Genomic DNA, 26,309 nt, shown 5'->3' on the forward strand with positions numbered 1-26,309 from the left:
TGCCACGCCCCGGCGAATAGGCTGGGAATGACACATCGAAGTAACAGGAAGAAGCGGGCTGGAAAGTGCAGACACACGAGATCAGGAAGCGGTTTCTTGATCATTTCGTGAAGGCGGGTCACACCGAGGTGCCGAGCGCATCGGTGATCCTCGACGACCCCAACCTGCTGTTCGTCAACGCGGGCATGGTGCAGTTCGTGCCCTACTTCCTGGGCGCGCGCACCCCGGAATACCCGACCGCCACCAGCATCCAGAAGTGCATCCGCACCCCCGACATCGACGAGGTCGGGATCACCACCCGGCACAACACGTTCTTCCAGATGGCCGGCAACTTCTCGTTCGGCGACTATTTCAAGCGCCGCGCCATCGAACTGGCCTGGACCCTGCTCACCGACAGCGTCGAGCAGGGCGGCTACGGCCTGGATCCCGAACGCATCTGGACGACGGTCTTTTTCGACGACGACGAGGCCGTGCGGCTCTGGCAGGAGATCGCCGGCCTGCCCGAAGAGCGCATCCAGCGCCGCGGCATGGAAGACAACTACTGGTCGATGGGCATCCCCGGCCCGTGCGGCCCGTCCTCGGAGATCTACTACGACCGCGGCCCGGAGTTCGGCGTCGAGGGCGGCCCGATCGCGAACGAGGACCGCTACATCGAGATCTGGAATCTCGTGTTCATGCAGAACGAACGTGGCGGGGGCACGGGCAAGACCGACTTCGAGATCCTTGGCCCGTTGCCGCGCAAAAACATTGACACCGGCATGGGTGTGGAGCGGGTGGCCTTCATCCTGCAGGGCGTGCACAACGTGTACGAGACCGACCTGTTGCGGCCGGTCATCGACACCGCGGCCGCGCGGGCACCGCGCGGGTATGACGTCGGCAACCACGACGACGATGTGCGCTACCGGGTGATCGCCGACCACAGCCGCACCGCGGCCATCCTGATCGGCGACGGCGTCACCCCCGGCAACGACGGCCGCGGCTATGTGCTGCGCCGGCTGCTGCGCCGAGTGATCCGCTCGGCCAAGCTGCTCGACATCGAGGGCCCCATCGTCGGGGACCTGATGGCGACCGTGCGCGACGCGATGGGTCCGTCGTATCCCGAACTGGTCGCCGACTTCGATCGGATCCGGCGCATCGCCGTCGCCGAGGAGACCGCGTTCAACCGCACGCTGGCGGCCGGCTCGAAACTATTCGACGAGGTGGCCGGCGCCACCAAAACATCTGGTGCGAAGGCGATTTCGGGCTCCGACGCGTTCACCCTGCACGACACCTACGGATTCCCCATCGAGCTCACGCTGGAAATGGCGGCCGAGGCCGGTCTGCGCGTGGACGAAATCGGCTTCCGGGAACTGATGGCCGAGCAGCGTCGCCGCGCCAAGGCCGATGCGGCCGCGCGCAAGCACGCCCACGCCGACCTGACCGCCTACCGCGAGCTGGTCGACGCCGGTCCCACCGAGTTCACCGGGTTCGACGAACTGACCTCCGAGGCAAAGATTCTGGGCATCTTCGTCGACGGCAAGCGGGTGCCGGTGGTCACCCACGGCACCGACGGCGCCGCCCGGGTCGAACTCGTGCTGGACCGCACCCCGCTGTACGCCGAGTCCGGCGGGCAGATCGCCGACGAGGGCATCATCAGCGGAACGGGCACCGGCGAGAGCGCCCGCGCGGCGGTCACCGATGTGCAGAAGATCGCGAAAACCCTGTGGGTGCACCGGGTTAACGTCGAGTCCGGGGAATTTGTGGAGGGCGACACCGTCGTCGCGGCGGTCGACCCGCAGTGGCGCCGGGGCGCCACCCAGGGCCACTCGGGCACCCACATGGTGCACGCCGCGTTGCGACAGGTGCTGGGGCCCAATGCCGTTCAGGCCGGGTCGCTGAACCGCCCGGGCTACCTGCGGTTCGACTTCAACTGGCAGGGTCCGCTGTCCGAAGAGCAACGCACCCAGGTCGAAGAGGTGACCAACCAGGCCGTGCAGGCCGACTTCGAGGTGCACACCTTCACCGAGCGGCTCGAGAAGGCCAAGGCGATGGGTGCGATGGCCATGTTCGGCGAGGCCTACCCCGACGAGGTCCGGGTCGTGGAGATCGGCGGCCCCTTCTCGCTGGAGCTCTGCGGCGGAACCCACGTGCACAACTCGGCGCAGATCGGGCCGGTGACGATCCTGGGCGAATCCTCGGTCGGTTCCGGGGTGCGCCGGGTGGAGGCCTATGTCGGACTGGAGTCGTTCCGGCACCTGGCCAAGGAGCGCGCGCTGATGGCGGGGCTGGCGTCGTCGCTGAAGGTGCCCTCCGACGAGGTGCCGGCCCGGGTGGGCAACCTGGTGGAGCGGCTCAAGGCGGCGGAGAAGGAACTCGAACGCGCCCGGCTGGCCGGCGCGCGGGCCGCCGCGACCAACGCCGCGGCCGGCGCGGAGCGCATCGGTAACGTCCGGGTGGTGGCGCAACGCATGTCCGCCGGGATGACCGCCGGCGACCTGCGTTCCCTGGTGGGCGACATCCGCGGCAAGCTAGGCAGCGACCCCGCGGTGGTGGCGCTGATCGCGGAGGGCGAGGGCGGCAGCGTGCCGTATGCGGTCGCCGCGAACCCCGCCGCCCAGGACCTCGGGCTTCGCGCCAACGACCTGATCAAGCAGCTGGCCGTGACCGTCGACGGCCGCGGCGGCGGCAAGCCGGACCTGGCGCAGGGTTCCGGAAAGGACCCGAGCCGTATCGACGCGGCGCTCGAGGCGGTCCGCTCCGAGATAGCGCGGGTCGGCTGAGTGGTTTCGGCACAGCACCGGTTGCCTGACCGGCCCGGAGATCCGCAGCAGGACCCCGGCCGGGGGCGGCGGCTCGGCATCGACGTGGGCAGCGTCCGGATCGGCGTGGCCTGCAGCGACCCCGACGCCGTCCTGGCCACCCCGGTGGAGACCGTGCGCCGCGACCGCAACGGCAAGCACCTGCGCCGGCTGGCCACGCTGGTCGCCGAACTTGGGGTTGTCGAGGTGGTCGTCGGGCTGCCGCGCACCCTGGCCGATCGGACCGGCCCGTCGGCTATCGACGCGATCGAGGTGGCCAGCAAACTAGCGGAAGTGCTGGCCCGCCGAGTTCCTCCCGTTCCGGTGCGGCTGGCCGACGAGCGGCTGACCACCGTGTCCGCGCAGCGATCGCTGCGCGCGGCCGGTGTGCGGGCCAAGGAGCAGCGTGCGGTGATCGATCAGGCGGCGGCGGTGGCCATCCTGCAGAGTTGGCTGGATCAGCGGCGCGCGGCGGCGGGGGAGCTCAGCGATGGTTGACAGCGCACGGCGGGAACGAGCCGAACCCGAGGCCGTGGGTGCGCCGCGTCGGCGCAAGTCGAGCCGGGTCGCCCGCAATCAGGCCGAGCGGGCCCGCCGGCGGCGCCGACTTGCCGGCAAGATCGCGCTCGCGGTCTTCGTCGTGGTGGTGCTCGCGGGCGTGTTCGTCGGCGGCAAGCTGTGGCACACCCTGTTCGGGCCCGGTGACGACTACACCGGTGGCGGCAAGCGGGACCTCGTGATTCAGGTTCAAGCCGGTGACTCGACCACCAACATCGGCGAGACGCTGCAAAAACAGGAGGTCATCAAGACGGTCCGGGCGTTCGTCAACGCCGCGCACGGCAACAGCGCCATCAACTCCATTCAGCCCGGCTTCTACCGGATGCGCACCGAGATCCCGGCCGCCAACGCCGTCGCGCGGCTGACCGACCCGAAGAGCCGGGTGGGCCGGCTGGTCATCCCGGAAGGCCGCCAGCTCGACGACACCACCGACATGAAAACCAACGTGGTGACGCCGGGGATCCTGACACTGATCTCGCGCGCCACCTGCGTGGACCTCGACGGTGACACCCGGTGCGTGCGGGCGCAGGACCTGCGCTCCGCCGCGACCAACAGCTCTGCCCTGGCGTTGGCGGTGCCGCCGTGGGCCACCGAACCCGTCGGCGAGCTCGGCAAGGACCACCGCCGGATCGAGGGCCTGATAGCGCCGGGCACCTTCAACATCGATCCGTCCGCGTCGCCGGAGAGCATCCTGGCCACCCTGATCGGCGCCGGAGCCCAGGAGTACGTGAAGTCCGGGCTGGTGGACACCGCCCAGGCCATGGGCCTGTCGCCCTACGACATCCTGGTGGTGGCGTCGCTGGTGCAGCAGGAATCCAATTCCCAGGACTTCGCCAAGGTCGCGCAGGTCATCTACAACCGGCTGCACGCCCACCACACGCTCGAGTTCGACTCGACGGTCAACTACCCGCTGGACCGGCGCGAGGTGGCCACCAGCGACGCCGACCGCGCCCAGAAGACGCCGTGGAACACCTATGTGTCGCAGGGCCTGCCGGCCACCGCGATCTGTTCGCCCGGCACCGACGCGCTGAACGCCGCCGAGCACCCGCTGCCCGGTGACTGGCTGTACTTCGTCACCATCGACGCGCAGGGCACGACGCTGTTCACCCGCGACTATCAACAACACCTGGCCAACATCGAGCTGGCTAAGCGCAACGGTGTCCTCGACAGCACGCCCCGCTAGTACGGGCCCCCGCAAGGCGGCGGTGCTCGGCAAGCCGATCGCCCATTCGAAGTCCCCGCAATTGCACCTGGCCGCCTACCGTGCGCTGGGTTTGACCGACTGGACCTACGAGCGCATCGAATGCGACGCCGACCAGCTACCCGGGGTGGTCGGCGGATTCGGGCCCGAATGGGTCGGGGTGTCGGTGACCATGCCCGGCAAATTCGCGGCCCTGCGATTCGCCGACGAGCGCACCGACCGCGCGCGGCGGGTGGGATCGGCCAACACCCTGGTGCGCACCCCGACGGGCTGGCGCGCCGACAACACCGACATCGACGGGGTCGCCGGGGCGCTCGGGAGCGCCTCTGGATGGGCGCTGGTCTGTGGATCGGGCGGCACCGCGCCGGCCGCCGTTGCCGGCCTGGCCGAACTGGGCGTCGCCGGCATCACCGTGGTGGCCCGCAATGCCGACAAGGCGGCCCGGCTAATGCAGCTGGGCAACGACCTGGGCGTGCCGACCCGGTTCTGCGATCTGGACGGCGCCGGGCTGGCCGGCGAGGTGGCCGCGGCCGAGGTGCTGGTCAGCACCATCCCGGCGGACGTGGCCGCGCGCTACTCCGGCACCTTCGAACGCATCGGTGTGCTGCTGGACGCCGTCTACGACCCCTGGCCCACGCCGCTGGCCGCCGCGGTGAGCGCCGCCGGCGGCCGGGTGATCAGCGGTCTGCAAATGCTGCTGCACCAGGCTTTCGCGCAGGTGGAACAGTTCACCGGGCTGCCCGCGCCCCGCGAGGCCATGACTTGCGCGGCGGCCGAACCGGATTAGCCTGCCGCGCATGCGAATTGCGGCGGTGTGTCTGGTGCTGGCCTGGTTGGCGGCGTTGAGTCGCTACGACATCCGCGAACGACGACTGCCCAACGCGCTGACGCTGACCGGTGCCGCGGCGATCCTGGCGATCGCGGCGCTGACCGGGCGCGGGGCACCGGCACTGGCCGGGACGGTGGCATTGACCGCGATCTACCTGATGGTGCACTGCGTGGCGCCGCGCGGCATGGGCGCCGGTGACGTCAAGCTGGCCCTCGGGCTGGGCGCGTTGACCGGTTGCTTCGGCGTCGGCGCGTGGTTCCTGGCGGCGCTGGGCGCGCCGCTGCTGACCGTGGTGCTCGCGATGGTCGCCCGGCTCCTCGGCGGGGACGGCGGCACGGCGGCGGTGCCGCACGGGCCGTCGATGTGTCTGGCCAGCGCGGCGGGGGTGGGGCTCGTTCTCGGCAGTGGTGCGCAGATTTAAGTCCACTCGGGCGCACATGGGAGAATGGGACCCGTGTTGCGTTGGATCACCGCCGGGGAGTCACATGGCCGCGCGCTGGTGGCCGTGCTCGAAGGCATGGTCGCCGGTGTGGAGGTCACCTCCCTGGACATTTCGGAACAGTTGGCCCGTCGTCGCCTGGGTTACGGTCGCGGCGCCCGCATGGCGTTCGAGCGCGACGCGGTGAGCGTGCTGTCCGGGGTGCGGCACGGTGTCACCTTGGGCGGGCCCATCGCCGTCGAGATCGGCAATACCGAATGGCCGAAGTGGGAAATCGTGATGGCCGCCGACCCGGTTGACCCGGGGGAACTGGCGGACAGCGCGCGCAATGCGCCGCTCACCCGGCCGCGGCCCGGCCACGCCGATTACGCGGGCATGCTCAAGTACGGCTTCGACGACGCCCGGCCGGTGCTGGAGCGGGCCAGCGCCCGCGAGACCGCGGCCCGCGTCGCGGCGGCCACCATCGCCCGCTCGTTCCTGCGTCAGGCGCTCGGCGTCGAGGTGCTGTCGCACGTGATCGCGATCGGCCCGTCGGCGCCCTACGACGGCCCGCCGCCGGGTCTGGGCGACCTGCCCGCGATCGACGCCAGCCCGGTGCGCGCGTACGACGGGGCCGCCGAGCAGGCGATGATCGCCGAGATCGAGGCGGCCAAGAAGGACGGCGACACGCTCGGCGGTGTCGTCGAGGTGGTGGCCCTGGGCCTGCCCGTCGGGCTGGGGTCTTTCACCAGCGGCGACAACCGGCTGGACAGCCAGCTCGCCGCCGCGGTCATGGGCATCCAGGCGATCAAGGGCGTCGAGATCGGCGACGGCTTCGAGACGGCGCGTCGCCGCGGCAGCCGTGCCCACGACGAGATGTACCCCGGCCCCGACGGCGTGGTGCGCTCGACCAACCGCGCGGGCGGGCTGGAAGGCGGCATGACCAACGGCCAGCCGCTGCGGGTGCGCGCGGCGATGAAGCCCATTTCCACGGTGCCGCGGGCGCTGGCCACCGTCGACATGGCGACCGGCGACGAGGCCGTCGCGATCCACCAGCGCTCGGACGTGTGCGCGGTGCCGGCGGCCGGCGTGGTGGTCGAGGCCATGGTGGCGCTGGTGCTGGCCCGCGCCGCGCTGCAGAAGTTCGGTGGAGATTCGCTGACCGAGACCCGCCGCAACGTCGAGGCCTACCGGCAGGCGGTCGCCGAGCGGGAGTCGCCGGCCGCCCGGGGCACCGCGTAATGGCGCCCAAAGCTGTCCTGGTGGGGTTGCCGGGGTCGGGGAAGTCCACCATCGGCCGGCGGCTGTCCAAGGCGCTCGGAGTCGATTTCCTGGACACCGATGTGGCCATCGAGCAGCAGACCGGGCGCCGCATCGCCGACATCTTCGCCACCGACGGCGAGCCGGAGTTCCGCCGAATCGAGGAGGACGTGGTGCGCGCCGCGCTGGCCGACCACGACGGCGTGGTGTCACTCGGGGGCGGCGCGGTCACCAGCCCAGGGGTGCGTGCGGCGCTCGCCGGTCACACCGTCATCTACCTGGAGATCAGCGCCACCGAAGGCGTGCGGCGCACCGGCGGCAACGCCGTGCGACCGCTGCTGGCCGGGCCCGATCGTGCCGACAAGTACCGCGCGCTGCTGGCCGAGCGCAGCCCGCTGTACCGGCGGGCGGCGACCATCCGCGTCGACACCAACCGGCGCAACCCCGGCGCGGTGGTCCGCTACATCGTCTCGCGGCTGCAGGCTCCCGCCGGAGCGGCCACATGACGCAATCTGGAGATCCGGTCACCATCGAGGTGGCCGTCGACCCGCCGTACCCGGTGATCATCGGTACCGGCCTGCTGGGCGAGTTGGACGAACTTCTCGGCGACCGTCACAAGGTGGCCATCGTTCACCAACCGGTACTGGCCGAGACCGCCGACGTGATCCGAAGCCGGTTGGCCGACAAGGGTGTTGACGCGCACCGCATCGAGATCCCGGACGCCGAAGAGGGCAAAGACCTTCCGGTGGTGGGTTTCCTGTGGGAAGTGCTGGGCCGCATCGGGATTGGGCGCAAGGACGCATTGGTCAGCCTCGGCGGCGGTGCGGCCACCGACGTCGCCGGGTTCGCGGCGGCCACCTGGCTGCGCGGCGTGGACATCGTGCATGTGCCCACCACGCTGCTCGGCATGGTCGACGCGGCGGTCGGCGGTAAGACCGGGATCAACACCGACGCGGGCAAGAACCTGGTCGGGTCGTTTCATCAGCCACACGCCGTTCTGGTCGACCTCGCGACGCTGCAGACGTTGCCGCCCAACGAACTCGTCGCGGGGATGGCCGAAATCGTCAAGGCGGGATTCATCGCCGATCCGGTGATCCTCGACCTCATCGAGGCCGATCCGCGGGCCGCGCTGGACCCGTCGGGTGACGTCCTGGCGGAGCTGGTCCGCCGCGCGATCGCCGTGAAGGCGGAGGTCGTCGCCGCCGACGAGAAGGAATCGGAACTGCGCGAAATCCTCAACTACGGGCACACATTGGGGCACGCGATCGAGCGTCGCGAGCGCTACCAATGGCGGCACGGCGCCGCGGTGTCGGTGGGCCTGGTCTTCGCCGCCGAGCTGGCCCGGCTGGCCGGCCGGCTCGACGACGCCACCGCGCAGCGGCACCGCACCATCCTGTCCGCGCTCGGCCTGCCGGTGAGCTACGACGCCGACGCGTTGCCGCAGTTGCTGGAATACATGGCGGGAGACAAGAAGTCGCGGGCCGGGGTGCTGCGGTTCGTGGTCCTGGACGGACTGGCCAAACCGGGCCGGATGGCCGGCCCCGACCCGTCGCTGTTGGCGGCGGCCTATGCCGGGCTTGCGGAGGCGTCATGACTACCACCACCGTCAACGTCATCAACGGCCCGAACCTGGGCCGGCTGGGCCGGCGCGAGCCCGATGTGTACGGCGACACGACGCACGAACAGCTGGCGGCGCGGATCGAGCGCGAAGCCGATACGCTGGGACTCAAAGCCGTTGTGCGGCAAAGCGATAACGAAGCCGAACTGCTGGACTGGATCCATGCGGCCGCCGACGCAGGAGAACCGGTGATCCTCAACGCGGGCGGGCTGACCCACACCTCGGTGGCGCTGCGCGACGCGTGCGCCGAGTTGAGTGCACCCCTGATCGAGGTGCACATCTCCAATGTCCATGCGCGCGAGGAGTTTCGGCGGCACTCTTACCTCAGCCCGGTGGCGACCGGAGTGATCGTCGGGTTGGGGGTGCAGGGCTATCTGCTCGCCCTGCGCTACCTGGCCGGGAAGCCCGGCGCCGACAGCTAGCCCTTGTCGTGTTCCGCGTCCGGCTTGGTGTGCTTCTCGCCGGTGCGGATCACCTCCGTCTTCGGGTCGTCTTCGGGCTTGGCGATCGTTTCGGTCGGCGATTCGGTGGTGGCCACCGTGTCGGTGGGCGCGTCGCGCTCGGCCGTGGCGACCGCCGCGGTCCGCGCGTCGGCGTGGGCGCCGGACGTCTGCGCGGGAATCTCGCCGGTGGGCGCGTCGTCGCCGCGCACCGCGGAGAACACGTCGGTGTCGCCGTCCCGCTCCGGCCGTGCGCCAGGGCCGTGGTGTTTCTCCGGCGTCTTCTCGAACTGCCGGTCCACCCGCCAACGGCCGATGGTGACGCCGATGATCCCGGGCAGGAAGACGCAGAGCGCGGTGAACGCCGCGAACGTGGTCAGCTCGTTGATCAGGCCGCCGGTGTAGAGGCCCTTGTACACCAGCGCGATGATCCAGGAGACGGCGCCGGACAGGACGCCCGCCACCAGGCCGGCCAGCAGCCAGATCATCGCCAGATCGCGGCGCCGGTCCGGGTCCCGGTTCTCGTTGGCGTCGGCCCGGCCGTCGAGAACCCCCCATACGGCCACGCCGATGATGAACAGAAGCAGCAGCGCCACGCTGATCAGCCCGGCCTGGGTCTGCCACGCGTTGATCAGTGCACCTTGGAACAATCGGACGACGACCATCGCCGCGGCGTAGACCAATCCGCGCAGCATCCAGTTACTCATGGCCCAAAAGCGTAGCGAGTACCGTCAAGACCTGTGACACATTCACAGCGTCGAGACAGGCTCAGAGCGCGACTTGAGGCCAGCGGATTGGATGCGCTGCTGGTCACGGACCTGGTCAACGTCCGTTACCTCTCCGGTTTTACCGGGTCCAACGGCGCGTTGCTGGTGTTCGCCGACGATCGCGGCCCCGTGCTGGCCACCGACGGGCGGTACCGGACCCAGGCCGCCGAGCAGGCGCCGGACCTCGAAGTCGCCATCGAACGGGTGCTGGGACGCTTTCTGGTCGGTCAGGCCGCCGAGGCGGGCGCGCACAAGCTGGGCTTCGAAAGCAACGTGGTGACCGTCGACGGATTCGACGCCCTGACCCGCGAGCTCGACGACCGGAATTCGGCCACCGAGCTGGTCAAGGCCGCCGGGACGGTCGAGGCGTTGCGCGAGGTCAAGGACGCCGGCGAGGTCGCGCTGTTGCGGCTGGCCTGCGAGGCGGCCGACGCCGCACTCGCCGAACTGGTGGCGCGGGGCGGGCTGCGGCCCGGGCGGACCGAACGCGAGGTCAGCCGCGAGCTGGAGGCCCTGATGCTCGACCACGGCGCCGACGCGATCTCGTTCGAGACCATCGTGGCCGCCGGGCCGAATTCGGCGATCCCGCATCATCGCCCCACGGACGCGGTGCTGGCCGACGGCGACTTCGTCAAGATCGACTTCGGCGCGCTGGTCGGCGGCTACCACTCCGACATGACGCGCACCTTCGTGCTCGGCAAGGCCGCCGATTGGCAGCTGGAGATCTATCAGCTGGTCGCCGACTCGCAGCGGGCCGGCCGGGAGGCGCTGCACGCGGGCGCTGACCTGCGCGGGGTGGACGCCGCGGCCCGCCAGGTGATCGCCGACGCGGGCTATGGCGAGCAGTTCAGCCACAGCCTGGGCCATGGCGTGGGCCTGGAAATCCACGAAGCGCCGGGCATCGGTGCCACGTCCACCGGCACGTTGCTGGCCGAATCTGTGGTGACGGTGGAACCCGGCGTCTACTTGCCCGGCCGCGGCGGCGTGCGCATCGAGGACACCCTGGTGGTGCCGGCGGAGACCCGTGGCGGGGCCCCGGAATTGCTGACCAAGTTCCCCAAAGAGCTGGCCGTCCTGACGTAGCCCGATGGTGCCGACCCGCCGCGCCCGGCGCATGCGCCGCGCTTGCGATCGGCACTGGCCCGATGGCGCCGACCCGCCGCGCCCGGCGCATGCGCCGCGCTTGCGATCGGCACTGGCCCCGATGGTGCCGACCCGCCGCGCCCGGCGCATGCGCCGCGCTTGCGATCGGCACTGGCCCCGATGGTGCCGACCCGCCGCGCCCGGCGCATGCGCCGCGCTTGCGATCGGCACTGGCAGCAACCCGCGCACGGCTTCGGGGGGCTTGCGCCCGCGAGTACAGTCGGGTGCGTGAACGGGGTGGCACGGGGTTTGGCGCGCCTGCGGGATTTCCGGTGGGACATGTATGCACAGCCCCTTCGGGAGATGCGGCTGGAGATGCAGATCGTCTACTTCGCGATCCACGTGCCATTCGGCAGCGGGGTCACCCTGAACCTCCCGTTGCTGACGATGATCAAGCCGTTGCCCTCGCCCGACGAGCAAACCGCGCTCGGCTCCGAACGCGTCCATCGCTGACGGCGTTTCGCGCGTCACCGCCCCACCCCGGCCCGCGGGCGCCGACCGCGGAGCGCTCTAAACTGGCCGACAAGTTACAGACAGTTCCGTAGACGACTGTCCATCCTCGAGGAGATATACCGAACCGTGGCAAGCACTGCCGATTTCAAGAATGGACTGGTACTGGTGATCGACGGCCAGCTGTGGCAGATCGTCGAGTTCCAGCACGTCAAACCGGGCAAGGGTCCGGCCTTCGTGCGGACCAAGCTGAAGAATGTGCTATCCGGCAAGGTCGTCGACAAGACGTACAACGCGGGGGTGAAGGTGGAGACCGCCACCGTCGACCGGCGCGACGCCACCTACCTCTACCGCGACGGCTCGGACTTCGTGTTCATGGACAGTCAGGACTACGAGCAGCACCCGCTGCCCGAGTCACTGGTCGGCGATTCCGCCCGGTTCCTGCTGGAGGGCCTGCCGGTGCAGGTGGCGTTCCACAACGGCGCGCCGCTGTACCTCGAGCTGCCCGTCTCGGTCGAGATGGAGGTCACCCACACCGAGCCCGGCCTGCAGGGCGACCGGTCCAGCGCCGGCACCAAGCCGGCCACCGTCGAGACGGGCGCCGAGATCCAGGTGCCGCTGTTCATCAACACCGGAGACAAGCTGAAGGTCGACACCCGCGACGGCAGCTATCTGGGGCGCGTCAACGCGTGAGCAGGCCCGTCAGGGGACGCCACCAGGCCCGCAAGCGTGCCGTCGACCTGCTGTTCGAAGCCGACGCCCGTGGGCTGAGCCCGGCGGAGGTCGTCGACGTCCGCACCGGGCTCGCCGAGACGAACCCCGAAATCGCGCCCCTGCAGCCGTATACGGCCGCGGCGGCCCGGGGCGTCGGCGAACACGCCGCCCACATCGATGACCTGATCAGCTCGCACCTGCAGGGCTGGACGCTGGACCGGCTGCCCGCCGTGGACCGTGCGATCCTGCGGGTCGCGGTGTGGGAGCTGCTGTATGCCGACGACGTGCCGGAACCGGTCGCCGTCGACGAGGCCGTCCAGCTGGCCAAGGAGCTGTCTACCGACGACTCGCCGGGCTTCGTCAACGGGGTGCTCGGCCACGTGATGCTGGTGACGCCGCAGATCCGGGCCGCCGCCGACGCGGTGCGCGGCGCGGTGGGTTCCGACGCAGCCGGCGCACCGGAGGACCCCGGACCGCAGCCATGACCCGGTTGGAGCTGCGCCTGCTCGCTGCGGCCGTGCTGGCCGCGACGGTGGTGCTGGGTGCGGTGATCTGCGCCGCCTACGGGCTGACCATCGTCGCCTCGGTGCTCGCGATCTACGCGCTGGGCGTGGGCGCCTGGCTGTATCACTGCGCCGAACGGGTGGTCGTCGCCCGCCGCATCAGCACGGTGCGCTCCGCGGCCAGGCCGCTGCAGCCGCTGCTGCCGGTGATGGCCGCGATCATGGGCCTGACGCAGGGTGTGGTGCGGTCGCTGTCCGATGTCACCGAGCTGCCGGTGCGGCGCTGGGAGCTGCCCGTGCTGCGGTGGGTGGACAGCACCCGGGGCGCCAATCGGCGCGTCGTGGACGCTGACAAGGGTGACGACGAGCTGAACAGCTGAGCGAGCTCACGCGAAACGATCACGTGGGCAGCGGGGTGGGGTGAGAATACAAGTCGCCCAGAAGAACAGGTGAGGTCATGATTCGATACAGCACCCAGCCGCGACGACTCCGGGTGTCTGCACTGGCGGCCGTGGCCAACCCGTCATACGCCCGGATCGACACCTGGAACCTGCTCGACGACGCATGCCGTCACCTCGCCGAGGTCGACCTTGCCGGGCTGGACAAAACCCATGACGTGGCCCGGGTGAAACGCCTCATGGACCGTATCGCCGCCTACGAGCGGTACTGGCTGTACCCGGGTGCGGCGAATCTGGCGGTCTTCCGCGCCCACCTGGAGAGCCTGTCCACCGTGCGGCTCACCGAAGAGGTCTCCCTGGCCGTGCGGTTGCTCAGTGAATACGGTGACCGCGCAGGGCTTTTCGATACCTCGGCGCCGCTGGACGACCAGGAACTGGTCGCACAGGCCAAGCAGCAGCACTTCTATACCGTGCTGCTCGCCGACGACGCCCCGAGCACCGCGCCGGACAGCCTGGCCGAGTGCCTGCGGGCGCTGCGGTGCCCGTCCGACGATGTGCAGTTCGAGATCCTCGTGGTGCCCAGCGTCGAAGACGCCATCACCGCGGTCGCCCTGAACGGGGAGATCCAGGCCGCGATCATCCGCGACGACTTGCCGCTTCGGTCCCGCGACCGGTTGCCGCTGATGAACACGTTGCTCGGGCCCAACGAGGATGCGGACGGGGTCATTCCCGATCGCGCCAACGACTGGGTGGAGTGCGGCGAGTGGATCCGGGAGCTGCGGCCCCACATCGACCTGTACCTGCTCACCGACGAGTCGATCGCGGCCGGCGACGACACCGAACCCGACATCTACGACCGGACGTTCTATCGGCTCAACGACGTCACCGACCTGCACAGCACGGTGCTGGCCGGGCTGCGAAATCGTTACGCCACACCATTTTTCGATGCGCTGCGCGCGTACGCCGCCGCGCCGGTGGGCCAATTCCACGCCCTGCCCGTCGCGCGCGGCGCCAGCATCTTCAACTCCAGGTCGCTGCAGGACATGGGGGAGTTCTACGGCCGCAACATCTTCATGGCCGAAACCTCAACCACCTCAGGCGGATTGGACTCGCTGCTGGACCCGCACGGCAACATCAAGAAGGCGATGGACAAGGCCGCGAAGACGTGGAACGCCGACCACACCTACTTCGTCACCAACGGGACGTCGACCGCCAACAAGATCGTCGTGCAGTCGCTGACCCGGCCGGGCGACATCGTGCTGATCGACCGCAACTGCCACAAGTCGCATCACTACGGGCTGGTGCTGGCCGGGGCCTACCCGCTGTACCTGGACGCTTATCCGTTGCCGCAGTTCGCGATCTATGGCGCGGTGTCGCTGCACACCATCAAGCAGGCGCTGCTGGATCTGGAGGCGGCCGGACAGCTGCACCGGGTGCGCATGCTGCTGCTGACGAACTGCACCTTCGACGGCGTCGTCTACAACCCGCTGCAGGTCATGCAGGAGGTGCTGGCGATCAAGCCGGACATCTGCTTTCTGTGGGACGAGGCGTGGTACGCGTTCGCCACGGCCGTGCCGTGGGCCCGGCAGCGGACGGCGATGGTGTCCGCCGAGCGTCTCGAGCAGATGCTGGCATCGCCGGAATACGCTGCGGAGCACCGGAAGTGGGCCGCGTCCATGGCAGGCGTCGACCGGTCGGAGTGGGTCGAGCGCGAGCTGATGCCCGACCCGGCGGCCGCGCGGGTCCGCGTCTATGCCACGCATTCCACGCACAAGTCGCTGTCGGCGCTTCGGCAGGCGTCGATGATCCACGTGCGCGACCAGGATTTCAACGCGCTCACCCGCGATTCATTCGGTGAGGCTTTTCTGACCCACACCTCGACTTCGCCCAACCAGCAGCTGCTGGCGTCCCTGGACCTGGCGCGCCGTCAGGTCGACATCGAAGGCTTCCAGCTGGTCCGGCAGGTCTACGACATGGCGCTGGTCTTCCGGCACCGGGTGCGCAAAGACAGGCTGATCAGCAAGTGGTTCCGCATCCTCGACGAGTCCGACCTGGTGCCCGAGGAGTTCCGGGAGTCCGCGGTCAGCTCGACCGCTTCGATCAGGCAGGGCGCCCTGGCCGAATGGAACGAGGCGTGGCGCTCCGACCACTTCGTCTTGGACCCGACGCGAGTCACGCTCTTCGTCGGCAAGACCGGAATGAACGGCTACGACTTCCGGGAAAAGATCCTGATGGAGCGGTTCGGCATCCAGATCAACAAGACGTCGATCAACAGCGTGCTGTTGATCTTCACCATCGGTGTCACCTGGTCGAGCGTGCACTACCTGCTCGACGTATTGCGAAGGGTGGCAATCGATTTCGACCGCATCGAGAAGGCGGCCAGCGTCGCCGACCGTGCGCTGCAAGAGCGTCATGTCGAGGAGATCACCGAGGATCTGCCGCATCTGCCGGACTTCAGCGAATTCGACGTGGCGTTCCGGCCCGTCGACGAGTGCAACTTCGGCGACATGCGATCGGCGTTCTACGCCGGCTACGAGGAGTCCGATCGCGAGCACGTGCTGATCGGCATGGCCGGGCGACGACTGGCCGAGGGCAAGACCCTGGTGTCGACCACCTTCGTGGTGCCCTACCCGCCGGGCTTCCCGGTGCTGGTGCCGGGGCAGGTGGTTTCCAAGGAGATCGTCTACTTCCTGGCCCAGCTCGACGTCAAGGAAATCCACGGATACAACCCCGATCTCGGGTTGTCGGTCTTCACCGAGACGGCGCTGGCGCGCATGGAGGCGCAACGCAATGCCGCCATGGCGGCGGTGGGTTCGGTGACTGCGGCTTTCGAGCTCCCGGCGGACGCGTCCGGAACGAACGGGGCGCGCAACAACGGCGCCAACGACGCGTCGGGCGTGCCGTCGGCGGCCGACAGCTCCTGAGATCAGCCGGTCGTCGGCGTCGGGCTGGCGCCGCACGTGGTGCGGGACGAGGGGTGCGGTCCGCCCGGCGGCCAGTCGGCGATGGCTCGCCGGATCCCCTGGACGAGTGCGTCCCTGCCCGACGGAGCCGTTTGGTTGCAGCTCGAACTTAGGGTGTTGAACGGACTCGGGTCGGCGGCGGCCGGCGCCGCTACCAGGACACCGAAGCCGAATGCGACTGCCGTGCTAATCAGTATCCGGGGGATCGCACGATCGTTACGACGCGCAGGGCGTGCTCTACCAGACATACGGACTCAAGCCTAGAGCGATGGCGCTGAGAAGCCGCTGAGAACCCGCTGAGCTCGATGTTTCTAGCCGGGTCGCGGCCCTGCAGAATCAAGGGCGTGCGGGTATCGGGTGTCGGGCCGTTTCGGCAAGGCGGGCTAGTGCGTCCGTGGCGCCTCGCGCATCTGGGCATTTCGGCCCGTTCGGCGGCGGTGTCGGCGCTCGTCGTACTGTGCGCGCTCAGCGTGGCGGGCGCGGGCCTGGACGCGATCCTGTACCGCTCGTTGTTGACGGGCGTCGATTACGCCGCCGCGGAACGAGTCCGCGATATTTCCAAGGCGCTGCAGTCCGACTCGCCCGCCGAGCTCGACAACGCCCTGTTGAGCACCGACCAGCGGGTGGTCGCAACCCAAGTCATCGGTCCCGACGGCCACGTGGTCAAGCGGTCCGATGCCGCCCCGAAAACTCCGCTGGTGCCGACGAGCGCGTTCGACTTCAATTTGCGTCGCGGCCTGCCCGACGACGCGGTGGCCGGTGACGATATGCGGGTCAGCGGACAGAAGGTCGCCACCCGATCCGGGGTCTACACGGTGCTGGTGGGCGGCGGCAGCGAGGCGGTCGAGGCGACCACGCGGACGCTGGCGATCCTGCTGGCCTGCAGCGCGCCGGTCATCGTCGCGGTGGCGGCGGGGGCGACCTACTGGCTGGTTCGCCGGTCGCTGCAGTCGGTGGACGCGATCCGCTCCCGGGTCGCGGACATCTCGACGTCCGACCTGGCCGAGCGGGTGCCGGTGCCGGACGGCCACGACGAGATCGCGGCGCTGGCCGTCACCATGAACGAGATGCTGTCGCGTCTGGAAGCGGGTCACCGTGCGCAGCAACGCTTCGTGGGCGACGCGTCTCACGAATTGCGCAGCCCGCTGACCACCATCATCTCCGCGCTGGAGGTGGCCGAAGCCCACCCCGATCTGCTCGATGCCGAGCTCGCGGTCAACACCATGCTGCCCGAGGCCCAGCGCATGCACACCCTGGTCGAGGATCTGCTGCTGCTGGCCCGCGCCGACGAGCAGACCCTGCTGCGGCGCAAAGAACAGGTGGCTCTCCACGACCTCGCGCGGACCGAAGCCGACCGTGCCCGCCGTGAAGCGCAAGTCGTGATCCACACCGATATCCGCCCGGTGCGGCTGGAGGGTGACCCGGCGGCCATGTCGCGCATGATCCGCAACCTGGTCGAAAATGCTGTCCGCCATGCGGTTTCGTGTGTCGCCATCGAGGTCGGCGGCCGGGACGAAGTTGCGGTTCTTGTCGTCAGCGATGACGGACCCGGGATCGCCCCGGCCGACCGGAGCCGGGTATTCGAACGTTTCGTGCGCCTGGATTCCGACCGGGCGCGCAGCGGGGGAGGGGCCGGCCTGGGTCTGGCGATCGTCGCCGAGATCGTCGCCGCACACGGGGGCACGGTCAGCATCGACGACCCGCCCTGCGGCGGAACCAAGATCACTGTGACGTTGCCGCCCAACGCGTCTCAGCCCAGCAAGCGGTAACCGACGCCCCGTATCGTCTCGATGGTGTTGGTACCGAAGGGAACATCGATCTTGCGACGCAGGTATCCCACATAGACCTCGACCACGTTGTCCGGGCCGTGATGGTGCGCATCCCACACGTTCTGCAATATCTCCGCCTTGGTCACCACCACGTCCTTGTTGCGCATCAGGAACTCGAGGACCCCGTACTCACGTGGCGTCAGTGCGATCGGGGTCGAGCCCCGTTTGACCGTGTGCCGGGCGGGATCGAGCGCCAGCGACCCCGCTTCCAACACCACCGGTCGCGCCGGTGCGCCGCGACGAACCAACGCCCGCAGCCGCGCCACCAGCACCCGGAATGAGAATGGTTTCGTCAGGTAGTCATCCGCACCCAGATCGAAGGCATCGGTCTCGTCATACTCGCCGTCCTTGGCGGTCAGCATGAGCACCGGCGTCCACACGTTTCGTGAGCGCATCCGGCGCAACACCTCATAGCCGCTGAAGCCGGGCAGCATGATGTCGAGAACGACTACGTCGAAAGCGTTTTCGGTGGCCTCGCGCAGGCCGTCGGCGCCGTTGCCGACGGCCACGACGACGAACCCCTCCGCCTTGAGCCCCCGGGCCACGGTGGCGGACAGTCGTGATTCATCCTCAACGAGCAGGACTCGCATGTTTCAACGCTACGTCGAGCGCGAGACGCACCCTCAGTCGGGCCAGCGGGCCTCGATCCGGATCGACCGGTCAGTGCGCGTCCTGGTCTGGTTGTTCGACGTCAAGGCGCGGGCCGGCTTCCGTCGCATCGTCTTTGGGCTGGCCAGGGTGGCGACCGGGACGTTGCGGTATCACGACGAGCAGCACCGCGATCAGCGCCGCCAGCACCGCCGAGGCGAGCGGGCGGCTCCACGCCAGGCCGCCGTCGGCGACGGGCTTGTCGATGAAGTCACCCAGGGTCGCCCCCAGCGGCCGGGTGAGGATGAATGCCACCCAGAACAAGGTGACGCGGGAGATGGGAGTCCAGAAGTACAGAGCCGCGACCACCGCCAGGCCGGCCGCGAAAACCAGCGCGCCGCGTTCGTAACCGAAATCGCGCGTGTCGGCCAGCCAGTCGCCGAGGGCGGTGCCCAGCGTCTGCGAGAACGTGATGGTCGCCCAGTAGAAGGCCTCCACCTTGGGTGTCGAGACGGTGCTGACCGATACGGTGCCCTGCGACCATCGCCACAGACCCAGGGTGGCCACTAGACACGCAAGAAGCAGCAGCGATCCGCCGGTGTAGCCGATGCCCAGCGACCGGTCCGCGAAATCGGCCAGTACGGTGCCGAACGTCGTCGAGGCCACGATCGTCAACCAGTACAGGACCGCGTGGAATCGGTTGGCGAGGATCTGAGCCGCGACCAGCACCACCAGCGCGACGCCGAAGATCGCGACCCCGGCGGCATAACCCCAATTCAGGGTCATCGTGACGGTGTCGCCGCCCGTTTCGCCCAACGTCGTCGCCAAGACCTTGATGACCCAGAAGCCCAGGGTGACCGCCGGCACCTTGGTCAACGCGTGTTTCGAAACGTCAGTCATGCAAGCCATCTTCCGCCGTCGGGAGTCCACACCGGAATCGTGGGGTCGCACGGCGCGGCCGGTTCTGCTCACCGGGATCCCAAAGCCGACGGGTTCTCGCAGGTGGCGCAATGGCGCGGCGGGTGGCGGTTTTAGCTGGTCGGGTCCGACGGCGGCCCGGCGCAATACGCCCGGGCGCCGTCACCGACCGACGTGCTCGACCCAAAAACAGGCCCTGAGCTGCGTTAGCGTGACGGCGTGACGCAACCAGTACCCATCGGGGGACCCAGGGCCGATCGTGCCCGCCGGGTCGCCGACGTGTTGCGCCAGCAGATCCACGCCGACGCCTACCCGGAGGGCCTGCCCGCCGAACTGGCGCTGGCCGCCGAATTCTCGGTCTCGCGCAACACCATTCGGGAGGCACTGGCCGTCCTCAAGCATGAGGGGCTTATCGACCGCGGACCCAAGGTCGGCACGCACGTCGCGCAGCGCAAGTACGACCACGGGCTCGACGCGCTGTTGGGTCTGAAGGAGACGTTCAAGGATCTCGGTGAGGTCCGCAACGAGGTGCGCGCCGCGATGCCGGTGACCGCGCCGCCGTCGGTGGCCCGCCGGTTGCGGCTGCAACCGGGCGAGCAGGTGGTGTTCGTCGAGCGGTTGCGTTACCTGGGTGATCTGCCGCTCAGCCTGGACCTCACCTACCTCGCCCCGGACATCGGCCGCCAGGTGCTGAACCATCCGCTGGAGACCAACGACCTGTTCGCGCTCATCGAGGAGGTGAGCGGGCAGCGGCTGGGCTCGGCGGCACTGGCGGTCGAGGCCATTCCGGCCGACCCGCACTCGGCGGCCACGCTGCAGGTACCCGACGGCGCACCGCTGCTGATGCTGGAGCGGCTCACCAGCCTCGCCGACGGCACACCCGTCGACCTGGAGTACATCCGGATGCGGGGCGATCGAATCACCATGCGCGGCAACCTGATGAGGAGCGACCGATGACGCTGATCCACAACAACCGCGCCGACGTGCCGGTCACGATCGACGAGTCGCTGTGTATCGACGGCTGCACGCTGTGCGTGGAGGTCTGCCCGCTCGATGCGCTGGCCATCGACCCCGACACCGGCAAGGCCTTCATGCATGTCGACGAGTGCTGGTACTGCGGCCCCTGCGCGGCACGCTGTCCGACCGGCGCCGTCACGGTCAACATGCCCTACCTCCTCCGCTGAAAAGCCTTCAACCCCAGGATCTTTGATGAAAAGACGCGCCGTTCGGCCAGCGTCGGTGGTGATCGCGATCGTCGCGCTCACCGCCGGATGCTCGCTGGAATCCCTGTCTCAGTCATCCGGTGTGGTCAACGTGGTGGTGGGATATCAGTCCAAGACCATCAACACCGTCACCGCGGGTACGCTGCTGCGGGCGCAGGGCTACCTGGAACGCCGCCTGGCCGACATCACCACCCGCACCGGTACCAAATATGCGGTGCGGTGGCAGGATTACGACACCGGCGCCCCGATCACCGCGCAGATGCTCGCCGAGAAGATCGACATCGGCTCGATGGGGGATTACCCCATGCTGATCAACGCCTCGAAGACGCAAGCCAACCCGCTGGCGAAAACCGAGATCGTCTCCATCACCGGCTACAACCCCAAGGGCGCGCTGAACATGGTGGTGGTGGCGCCCAGCTCGTCGGCGACCACGTTGAACGACCTGGCCGGCGCAAAGGTCTCGGCAAGCGTGGGGTCGGCAGGTCACGGCACCCTGATGCGGGCGCTGGACAGGGCCGGGATCAGCGGCGTGGAAGTCCTCAACCAGCAACCGCAGATCGGTGCCTCTGCCCTCGAATCCGGTCAGGTGCAAGGTCTTTCGCAATTCGTCGCCTGGCCGGGACTGCTGGTCTACCAGAACAAGGCCAAACTGCTGTACGACGGGGCCGAGCTGAACCTACCTACCCTGCACGGCGTGGTGGTGCGGCGCTCGTATGCATCGGCGCACCCGGAGGTGCTGGGCGCCTTCCTGCAGGCGCAACTGGACGCCACCGATTTCCTCAACGGCAAGCCGCTGGAGGCCGCCCGCATCGTCGCTCAGGGCAGCGGGTTGCCGCAGGAGGTCGTGTACCTCTACAACGGTCCGGGCGGGACCTCGTTCGACACCACGCTCAAACCGTCACTGGTCGAGGCGTTGAAAAACGATGTGCCGTATCTGAAGTCGATCGGTGACTTCGCCGACCTCGACGTGTCGGGCTTCGTCCAGGACGGGCCGTTGCGCACCGTTTTCGGGGCGCGCGGGCTGAACTACGACGCGACCCGGGCCGCCACCGCCAACCCATCGGCGCTGCGCGGGGATCCCGCCCTGGCAAGTGAACTGTGGCTGGACGGCGCCGATTCCACTCAAACCGTCGCCAATCCGACCAGTCTGCTCCGGGCGGTGCGGGACGCGACGTCCCGCGGCGCCAAAGTCCGTGCCGCCTATGTTCCCGACGCCGAGCTGGGCACCCGGTGGTTCGCGGACAAGGCGGTCTGGGTGCAGGACGGCCAGAACTACTTGCCATTCGGAACACCGGCCGGCGTGCACCGCTATCTCGCCGCGCACCCCGGCGGCACCATCGTGAATTACCAACAGGCACTTGGAGGTTCGGTATGACCGCTTATCTCACCGGCGACCCGGCAGCCCCGGTGTCTACGCAAGTCGTGGACGCGGCCCCGGCGACCGGCGCCCCGCGGCGTGCCGGCTCGCCGTGGCGGTGGCGGCTGCTGCGGCTCGCCTCGGTTGCCGCCGCGATCGGGCTATGGCAGCTGCTCACCGCCGACAAGGTCCGGCTGCTGTTGCGCTTCGACACGCTGCCCACCGTCACCGAGATCGTGCACGCGCTGGGGCGCCGGCTCGGCACCGGGGAGTACTGGCTTGACCTGGCGCAGTCGCTGATCCGCATTCTCACCGGCTTCGGATTGGCCGCCGTGGTCGGCGTCGCGACCGGTGTGCTGCTGGGCCGTTCGCGCGTGTTCACCAATACCTTTGGCCCACTGGCGGAGTTGGTCCGACCCATTCCGGCCATCGCGATGGTGCCGGTGGCGATTTTGCTGTTCCCGACGGACGAGGCCGGCATCGTGTTCATCACCTTCCTCGCGGCGTACTTCCCGATCCTGGTCAGTACCCGGCACGCGGTGCGGGCGCTGCCCACGCTGTGGGAGGACTCGGTGCGCACCCTGGGCGGCGGCCGGTGGGATGTGCTCAAGCAGGTGGTGTTGCCGGGCATCCTGCCGGGGGTCTTCGGTGGCCTGTCGGTCGGCATGGGCGTCGCGTGGATCTGCGTGATCTCCGCGGAGATGATCTCGGGCCGACTCGGGATCGGCTATCGCACCTGGCAGGACTACACCGTGCTGGCCTACCCCCAGGTGTTCGTCGGCATCATCACCATCGGCGTGCTGGGCTTCGTGACGGCGGCGGCCGTCGAGGTCGTGGGCCGTCGGGTGACCGGCTGGCTGCCGCGCGCGGAGGAGGAGCGAAGATGACTTTAAAACAGGCCGGAGTCAGTCTGGAACTGAATCGAGTTCGCTTGTCCTACACCGGAGAACCGGTGATCGACGGGCTGAGTCTGACGGTGCGTCCCAGGGAGATCCTGGTGCTCACGGGTCCCTCGGGCTGCGGCAAGTCGACGGTGTTGCGGGCCCTGGCGGGACTGCTGCGGCCCGACGCGGGCCGGATCGTGGCCGACGGCCACGAGGTGACGACCACCTCGGGCGACCGCGGCATGGTGTTCCAGGACAACGCGTTGTTGCCCTGGCGCACCGTGCGATCCAACATCGAGTTGGCCCTGCGGCTGCGCGGTGTCCCGCGGGCCGGCCGGCGCGCCGATGCGGACCGCTGGATCGCGGAGCTCGGGCTCACCGGCTTCGGCGACTACCTGCCCAAGAGCTTGTCCGGCGGCATGCGCCAGCGCGTGCAGCTGGCCCGTGGCCTGGCCGGGGCGCCGCGCGCGGTAATGATGGACGAGCCGTTCGGCGCGCTGGACACCCAAACCCGTGCGGCCATGCAGCGGCTGCTGATCGATACTTGGCGTGCGCACCCGACGACGATCGTCTTCGTCACGCACGACGTCGACGAGGCGCTGCTGCTGGGTGATCGCATCGCCGTGCTGGGCAGGGCCGGTCAGCCGCTGCGCACCCTGATCGACGTGCCGGAGCCGCGCGTCGATCGGCAGCGCGCCGCGCTGCGTGCTGAAGTCATTGCGGCACTGAATCATTCGGCGGTAGCGGCGTGATGCAGGTTCCGGACCCCACGGCACCGGTTCGTCTGGACTGTGACGTGCTGGTCATCGGCGGCGGCACCGCGGGCACCATGGCCGCGCTGTCGGCGGCCGAGAACGGTGCGCAGGTGCTGCTGCTGGAGAAGGCCCATGTGCGCCACTCCGGAGCCCTGGCGATGGGCATGGACGGGGTCAACAACGCGGTGATCCCCGGCAAGGCCGAACCCGAGGACTACGTCGCCGAGATCACCCGCGCCAACGACGGAATCGTCAACCAGCGCACCGTGTATCAGACCGCCACCCGCGGTTTCGCGATGGTGCAGCGGCTGGAGCGCTATGGCGTGAAGTTCGAGAAGAACGAGCACGGCGAATACGCCGTGCGCCGGGTGCACCGCTCGGGCTCCTACGTGCTGCCGATGCCCGAGGGCAAGGACGTCAAGAAGGCGCTGTATCGCGTGCTGCGGCAGCGGTCGATGCGCGAGAAGATCCGGATCGAGAACCGGCTGATGCCGGTCCGGGTGCTGACAAGGGAAGGCCGGGCCGTGGGCGCGGCGGCGCTGAATACCCGCACCGGGGAATTCGTCACGGTCGGCGCCAAGGCGGTCATCCTGGCCACCGGCGCATGCGGCCGGCTGGGCCTGCCCGCGTCGGGCTACCTGTATGGCACCTACGAGAACCCCACCAATGCCGGCGACGGCTACTCCATGGCCTACCACGCGGGTGCGGAGCTGTCCGGTATCGAGTGCTTCCAGGTCAATCCGCTGATCAAGGACTACAACGGCCCGGCATGTGCCTACGTGGCCAATCCGTTCGGCGGCTATCAGGTCAACGCGCACGGCGAGCGGTTCGTCGACTCCGACTACTGGTCGGGACAGATGATGGCCGAGGTCAAGACGGAGATCGACTCCGCGCGCGGGCCTATCTACCTCAAGGTGTCGCACCTGCCCGACGAGACGTTGACCGCGCTGGAGAACATCCTGCACACCACCGAGCGACCGACCCGGGGCACCTTTCACGCCAACCGCGGCCACGACTACCGCACCCACGACATCGAGATGCACATCTCCGAAATCGGCTTGTGTAGTGGACATTCCGCGTCAGGTGTCTGGGTCGACGAGCACGCCCGCACCACCGTGCCCGGGCTGTACGCCGCTGGGGACATGGCCTGCGTCCCGCACAACTACATGATCGGGGCGTTCGTGTTCGGCGATCTGGCCGGCACACACGCCGCCTCGACGCTGGCCGACGTCGCTGCGCCCCAACAACTTCCGGACGGGCAGGTGCGCGAGGCGCACGAGCTGATCTACCGGCCGCTGCGGCATCCGGACGGCCCGCCCCAACCGCAGGTCGAATACAAGCTGCGCCGCTTCGTCAACGACTACGTGGCGCCCCCCAAGACCGGTGCCAAGCTCTCCCTGGCCATCCGCACCTTCGAGCGGATGAGCGCCGAGATCGCCGAGATGGGCGCCCGCAATCCGCATGAGCTGATGCGCGCGGTGGAGGTGTCGTTCATCCGGGACTGCGCCGAGATGGCCGCCCGTTCGTCGCACACCCGCACCGAATCGCGTTGGGGCCTGTATCACGACCGCGCCGACCTGCCCGGCCGCGACGACAGCCAGTGGGGCTATCACCTCAACCTGCGCAAAGCGACCCAAGGCGACGCCGAAGAAGGAATGGTGTTCCTCAAGCGGCCGGTGGCGCCGTACTTCGTGCCGGTCCCCGAGCTCGATGGCCTGCCGCCCACCGACCAGACGGTGTACCCGGTGGAGCAGCCACCGCTGGTCGGCGGCCAAGCGCCCGCCACCGCGGTGTCCCGAATCAATTCGGCCACAACGATAGTCGAGCCGCCGTCGCCGCGCATCGCCGAGGTGCTGGCGCTCGAGGAGCCGACGATGGCCGACCTGGGGCCCTACCTTGTCGACACGGATCCCGGGGTGCGCCGCACCGCGGTGTCGACGCTGACCGAGCACATTCCCGACGGGTATGCGCGGGCCCTGGTGGCCGCGCTGAACGACCACGACGCCGCGGTTCGGCACACCGGTGCCGACGGCATCCGCGAGCTGGTCGAGGTGCTGCCCAACCCGGAAAGCCTTCGCGTACACCTGGATTCGGTCGATCGGGTGGTGCGCGCGGCCTCGCTGTACGTGCTGGCCGCGCGCCGGGCCGGTGACGCCGCGCGCTACCGTCGCGCCCTGGGCGACGCCGATCATCGGGTGCGCATCGAGGCCGTGCGCGCGCTGGTGTCCGTCGACGATGTGGATGGGGTCGTCGCCGCCGCCGGTGACGACAACCGCGAGGTCCGGATCGCGGCGGCCGCCGGGCTGGCGACGCTAAGGGCGGCAGCGGTCCCAGCTAGCCGGGCAGTGCGGCGGCTGGTCGCCGACCCCGACCCGCTGGTCCGCGCGGCCGCACTGGCCGCGTTAAGCCAAATAGGTTGCGGCCAAGATGATTACGCTGCCATCAAGCAGGCGCTGCGGGCGCCGGCCTGGCAGGTGCGGGAAGGCGCGGCACGCGCGCTGGCCGGGACCCCGGTGGACTTCGCGGTTCCGCATCTGTGGGAGGCGCTGGGCGATGCCCACCTGGACGTGCGCAAGGCGGCGGTGCTCAGCCTGATCCGTTGGGCCGGTCAGCCCGCCGCCCGGGACGCACTGAGGCTCGCGCTCAAGGACGGCGATGCCGACGTGCGGGCCTACGCGCGCCGGGCGCTCGAATACGACGGGTAGTCAGAAAGGCT

At 69.1% G+C, this 26,309-nt stretch carries 25 protein-coding genes; 22 read left to right on the top strand and 3 right to left on the bottom strand.

The window, feature by feature from the left end:
- Positions 1-65 precede the first annotated feature (65 nt).
- The 9 genes from alaS to aroQ are packed head-to-tail and all read left to right on the top strand — an operon-like array spanning position 66 to position 9,083.
- Positions 66-2,759, top strand: coding sequence for an alanine--tRNA ligase (gene alaS, locus G6N50_RS02845; RefSeq protein ID WP_083094843.1), 2,694 nt, complete (start codon positions 66-68; stop codon positions 2,757-2,759).
- Positions 2,760-3,275, top strand: a complete 516-nt coding sequence (ruvX, locus tag G6N50_RS02850) for a Holliday junction resolvase RuvX (protein WP_083094842.1) — start codon at positions 2,760-2,762, stop codon at positions 3,273-3,275. It begins immediately after the preceding gene.
- Positions 3,268-4,518 carry an endolytic transglycosylase MltG gene (gene mltG / locus G6N50_RS02855; RefSeq protein WP_083094841.1) on the top strand — a complete coding sequence of 417 codons (1,251 nt, stop codon included), beginning with the start codon at positions 3,268-3,270 and terminating at the stop codon, positions 4,516-4,518. The genes ruvX and mltG overlap by 8 nt, the downstream gene beginning before the upstream one ends.
- Entirely contained in the window at positions 4,493-5,323 is an 831-nt protein-coding gene (locus tag G6N50_RS02860) for a shikimate dehydrogenase (RefSeq protein ID WP_083094840.1), read from the top strand. Before mltG ends, G6N50_RS02860 begins: the two co-directional genes overlap by 26 nt.
- 10 nt (positions 5,324-5,333) lie before the next feature.
- Positions 5,334-5,786 (top strand): prepilin peptidase, encoded by a 453-nt coding sequence (locus tag G6N50_RS02865; protein ID WP_083094839.1) that lies wholly within the window; start codon positions 5,334-5,336, stop codon positions 5,784-5,786.
- A gap of 33 nt (positions 5,787-5,819) precedes the next feature.
- Positions 5,820-7,025, top strand: coding sequence for a chorismate synthase (gene aroC, locus G6N50_RS02870; protein ID WP_083094942.1), 1,206 nt, complete (start codon positions 5,820-5,822; stop codon positions 7,023-7,025).
- A complete protein-coding gene (locus G6N50_RS02875) occupies positions 7,025-7,549 on the top strand; it encodes a shikimate kinase (RefSeq protein ID WP_083094838.1) in 525 nt (174 codons plus the stop codon). The genes aroC and G6N50_RS02875 overlap by 1 nt, the downstream gene beginning before the upstream one ends.
- A complete protein-coding gene (aroB, locus tag G6N50_RS02880; protein WP_083094837.1) occupies positions 7,546-8,637 on the top strand; it encodes a 3-dehydroquinate synthase in 1,092 nt (363 codons plus the stop codon). Before G6N50_RS02875 ends, aroB begins: the two co-directional genes overlap by 4 nt.
- Positions 8,634-9,083, top strand: coding sequence for a type II 3-dehydroquinate dehydratase (gene aroQ, locus G6N50_RS02885; RefSeq protein ID WP_083094836.1), 450 nt, complete (start codon positions 8,634-8,636; stop codon positions 9,081-9,083). Before aroB ends, aroQ begins: the two co-directional genes overlap by 4 nt.
- On the opposite strand, the gene G6N50_RS02890 is transcribed toward aroQ, so the two are convergent.
- Positions 9,080-9,808: a B-4DMT family transporter gene (locus G6N50_RS02890; RefSeq protein WP_083094835.1), complete on the bottom strand. Its 729-nt coding sequence runs from the start codon at positions 9,806-9,808 to the stop codon at positions 9,080-9,082. The two genes, aroQ and G6N50_RS02890, sit on opposite strands and share 4 nt — an antisense overlap.
- 33 nt (positions 9,809-9,841) lie before the next feature.
- On the opposite strand from G6N50_RS02890, the gene G6N50_RS02895 reads away from it, so the two are divergent.
- The 7 genes from G6N50_RS02895 (at position 9,842) to G6N50_RS02925 (ending at position 17,808) form a co-directional block, all read left to right on the top strand.
- Positions 9,842-10,951, top strand: coding sequence for a M24 family metallopeptidase (locus G6N50_RS02895; protein WP_083094834.1), 1,110 nt, complete (start codon positions 9,842-9,844; stop codon positions 10,949-10,951).
- Between the two features lie 288 nt (positions 10,952-11,239).
- Positions 11,240-11,464, top strand: coding sequence for a hypothetical protein (locus tag G6N50_RS02900; protein ID WP_083094833.1), 225 nt, complete (start codon positions 11,240-11,242; stop codon positions 11,462-11,464).
- A gap of 126 nt (positions 11,465-11,590) precedes the next feature.
- Positions 11,591-12,154 (top strand): elongation factor P, encoded by a 564-nt coding sequence (gene efp, locus G6N50_RS02905; RefSeq protein ID WP_067827843.1) that lies wholly within the window; start codon positions 11,591-11,593, stop codon positions 12,152-12,154.
- Positions 12,151-12,660: a transcription antitermination factor NusB gene (gene nusB / locus G6N50_RS02910; RefSeq protein WP_083094832.1), complete on the top strand. Its 510-nt coding sequence runs from the start codon at positions 12,151-12,153 to the stop codon at positions 12,658-12,660. The genes efp and nusB overlap by 4 nt, the downstream gene beginning before the upstream one ends.
- On the top strand, positions 12,657-13,058 hold the full coding sequence (locus G6N50_RS02915; RefSeq protein WP_083094831.1) for an antitermination protein NusB: 402 nt from the start codon (positions 12,657-12,659) through the stop codon (positions 13,056-13,058). The genes nusB and G6N50_RS02915 overlap by 4 nt, the downstream gene beginning before the upstream one ends.
- 77 nt (positions 13,059-13,135) lie before the next feature.
- The gene (locus G6N50_RS02920) at positions 13,136-16,000 is read left to right on the top strand and encodes an aminotransferase class I/II-fold pyridoxal phosphate-dependent enzyme (RefSeq protein ID WP_083094830.1); all 2,865 of its coding nucleotides are present in this window, start codon (positions 13,136-13,138) and stop codon (positions 15,998-16,000) included.
- Between the two features lie 344 nt (positions 16,001-16,344).
- Entirely contained in the window at positions 16,345-17,808 is a 1,464-nt protein-coding gene (locus G6N50_RS02925) for a sensor histidine kinase (protein ID WP_083094829.1), read from the top strand.
- Here the strand turns inward: G6N50_RS02925 and G6N50_RS02930 are convergent.
- Positions 17,790-18,458, bottom strand: a complete 669-nt coding sequence (locus G6N50_RS02930) for a response regulator transcription factor (RefSeq protein ID WP_083094828.1) — start codon at positions 18,456-18,458, stop codon at positions 17,790-17,792. The genes G6N50_RS02925 and G6N50_RS02930 overlap by 19 nt on opposite strands.
- A 70-nt stretch (positions 18,459-18,528) precedes the next feature.
- The gene (locus G6N50_RS02935; protein WP_142275521.1) at positions 18,529-19,356 is read right to left on the bottom strand and encodes a COG4705 family protein; all 828 of its coding nucleotides are present in this window, start codon (positions 19,354-19,356) and stop codon (positions 18,529-18,531) included.
- A gap of 237 nt (positions 19,357-19,593) precedes the next feature.
- Between G6N50_RS02935 and G6N50_RS02940 the strand changes: the two genes are divergently transcribed.
- The 6 genes from G6N50_RS02940 to G6N50_RS02965 are packed head-to-tail and all read left to right on the top strand — an operon-like array spanning position 19,594 to position 26,298.
- On the top strand, positions 19,594-20,331 hold the full coding sequence (locus G6N50_RS02940; protein ID WP_083094826.1) for a GntR family transcriptional regulator: 738 nt from the start codon (positions 19,594-19,596) through the stop codon (positions 20,329-20,331).
- Entirely contained in the window at positions 20,328-20,558 is a 231-nt protein-coding gene (locus G6N50_RS02945; protein ID WP_067827866.1) for a 4Fe-4S dicluster domain-containing protein, read from the top strand. Before G6N50_RS02940 ends, G6N50_RS02945 begins: the two co-directional genes overlap by 4 nt.
- 25 nt (positions 20,559-20,583) lie before the next feature.
- Entirely contained in the window at positions 20,584-21,972 is a 1,389-nt protein-coding gene (locus tag G6N50_RS02950) for an ABC transporter substrate-binding protein (protein WP_083094825.1), read from the top strand.
- A complete protein-coding gene (locus G6N50_RS02955) occupies positions 21,969-22,841 on the top strand; it encodes an ABC transporter permease (RefSeq protein WP_083094824.1) in 873 nt (290 codons plus the stop codon). The genes G6N50_RS02950 and G6N50_RS02955 overlap by 4 nt, the downstream gene beginning before the upstream one ends.
- Positions 22,838-23,590 (top strand): ABC transporter ATP-binding protein, encoded by a 753-nt coding sequence (locus tag G6N50_RS02960; protein ID WP_083094823.1) that lies wholly within the window; start codon positions 22,838-22,840, stop codon positions 23,588-23,590. The genes G6N50_RS02955 and G6N50_RS02960 overlap by 4 nt, the downstream gene beginning before the upstream one ends.
- A complete protein-coding gene (locus tag G6N50_RS02965; protein WP_083094822.1) occupies positions 23,590-26,298 on the top strand; it encodes a fumarate reductase/succinate dehydrogenase flavoprotein subunit in 2,709 nt (902 codons plus the stop codon). The genes G6N50_RS02960 and G6N50_RS02965 overlap by 1 nt, the downstream gene beginning before the upstream one ends.
- The last annotated feature ends 11 nt before the right edge of the window (positions 26,299-26,309 follow it).

Source organism: Mycobacterium mantenii (assembly GCF_010731775.1).
GTDB lineage: Bacteria > Actinomycetota > Actinomycetes > Mycobacteriales > Mycobacteriaceae > Mycobacterium > Mycobacterium mantenii.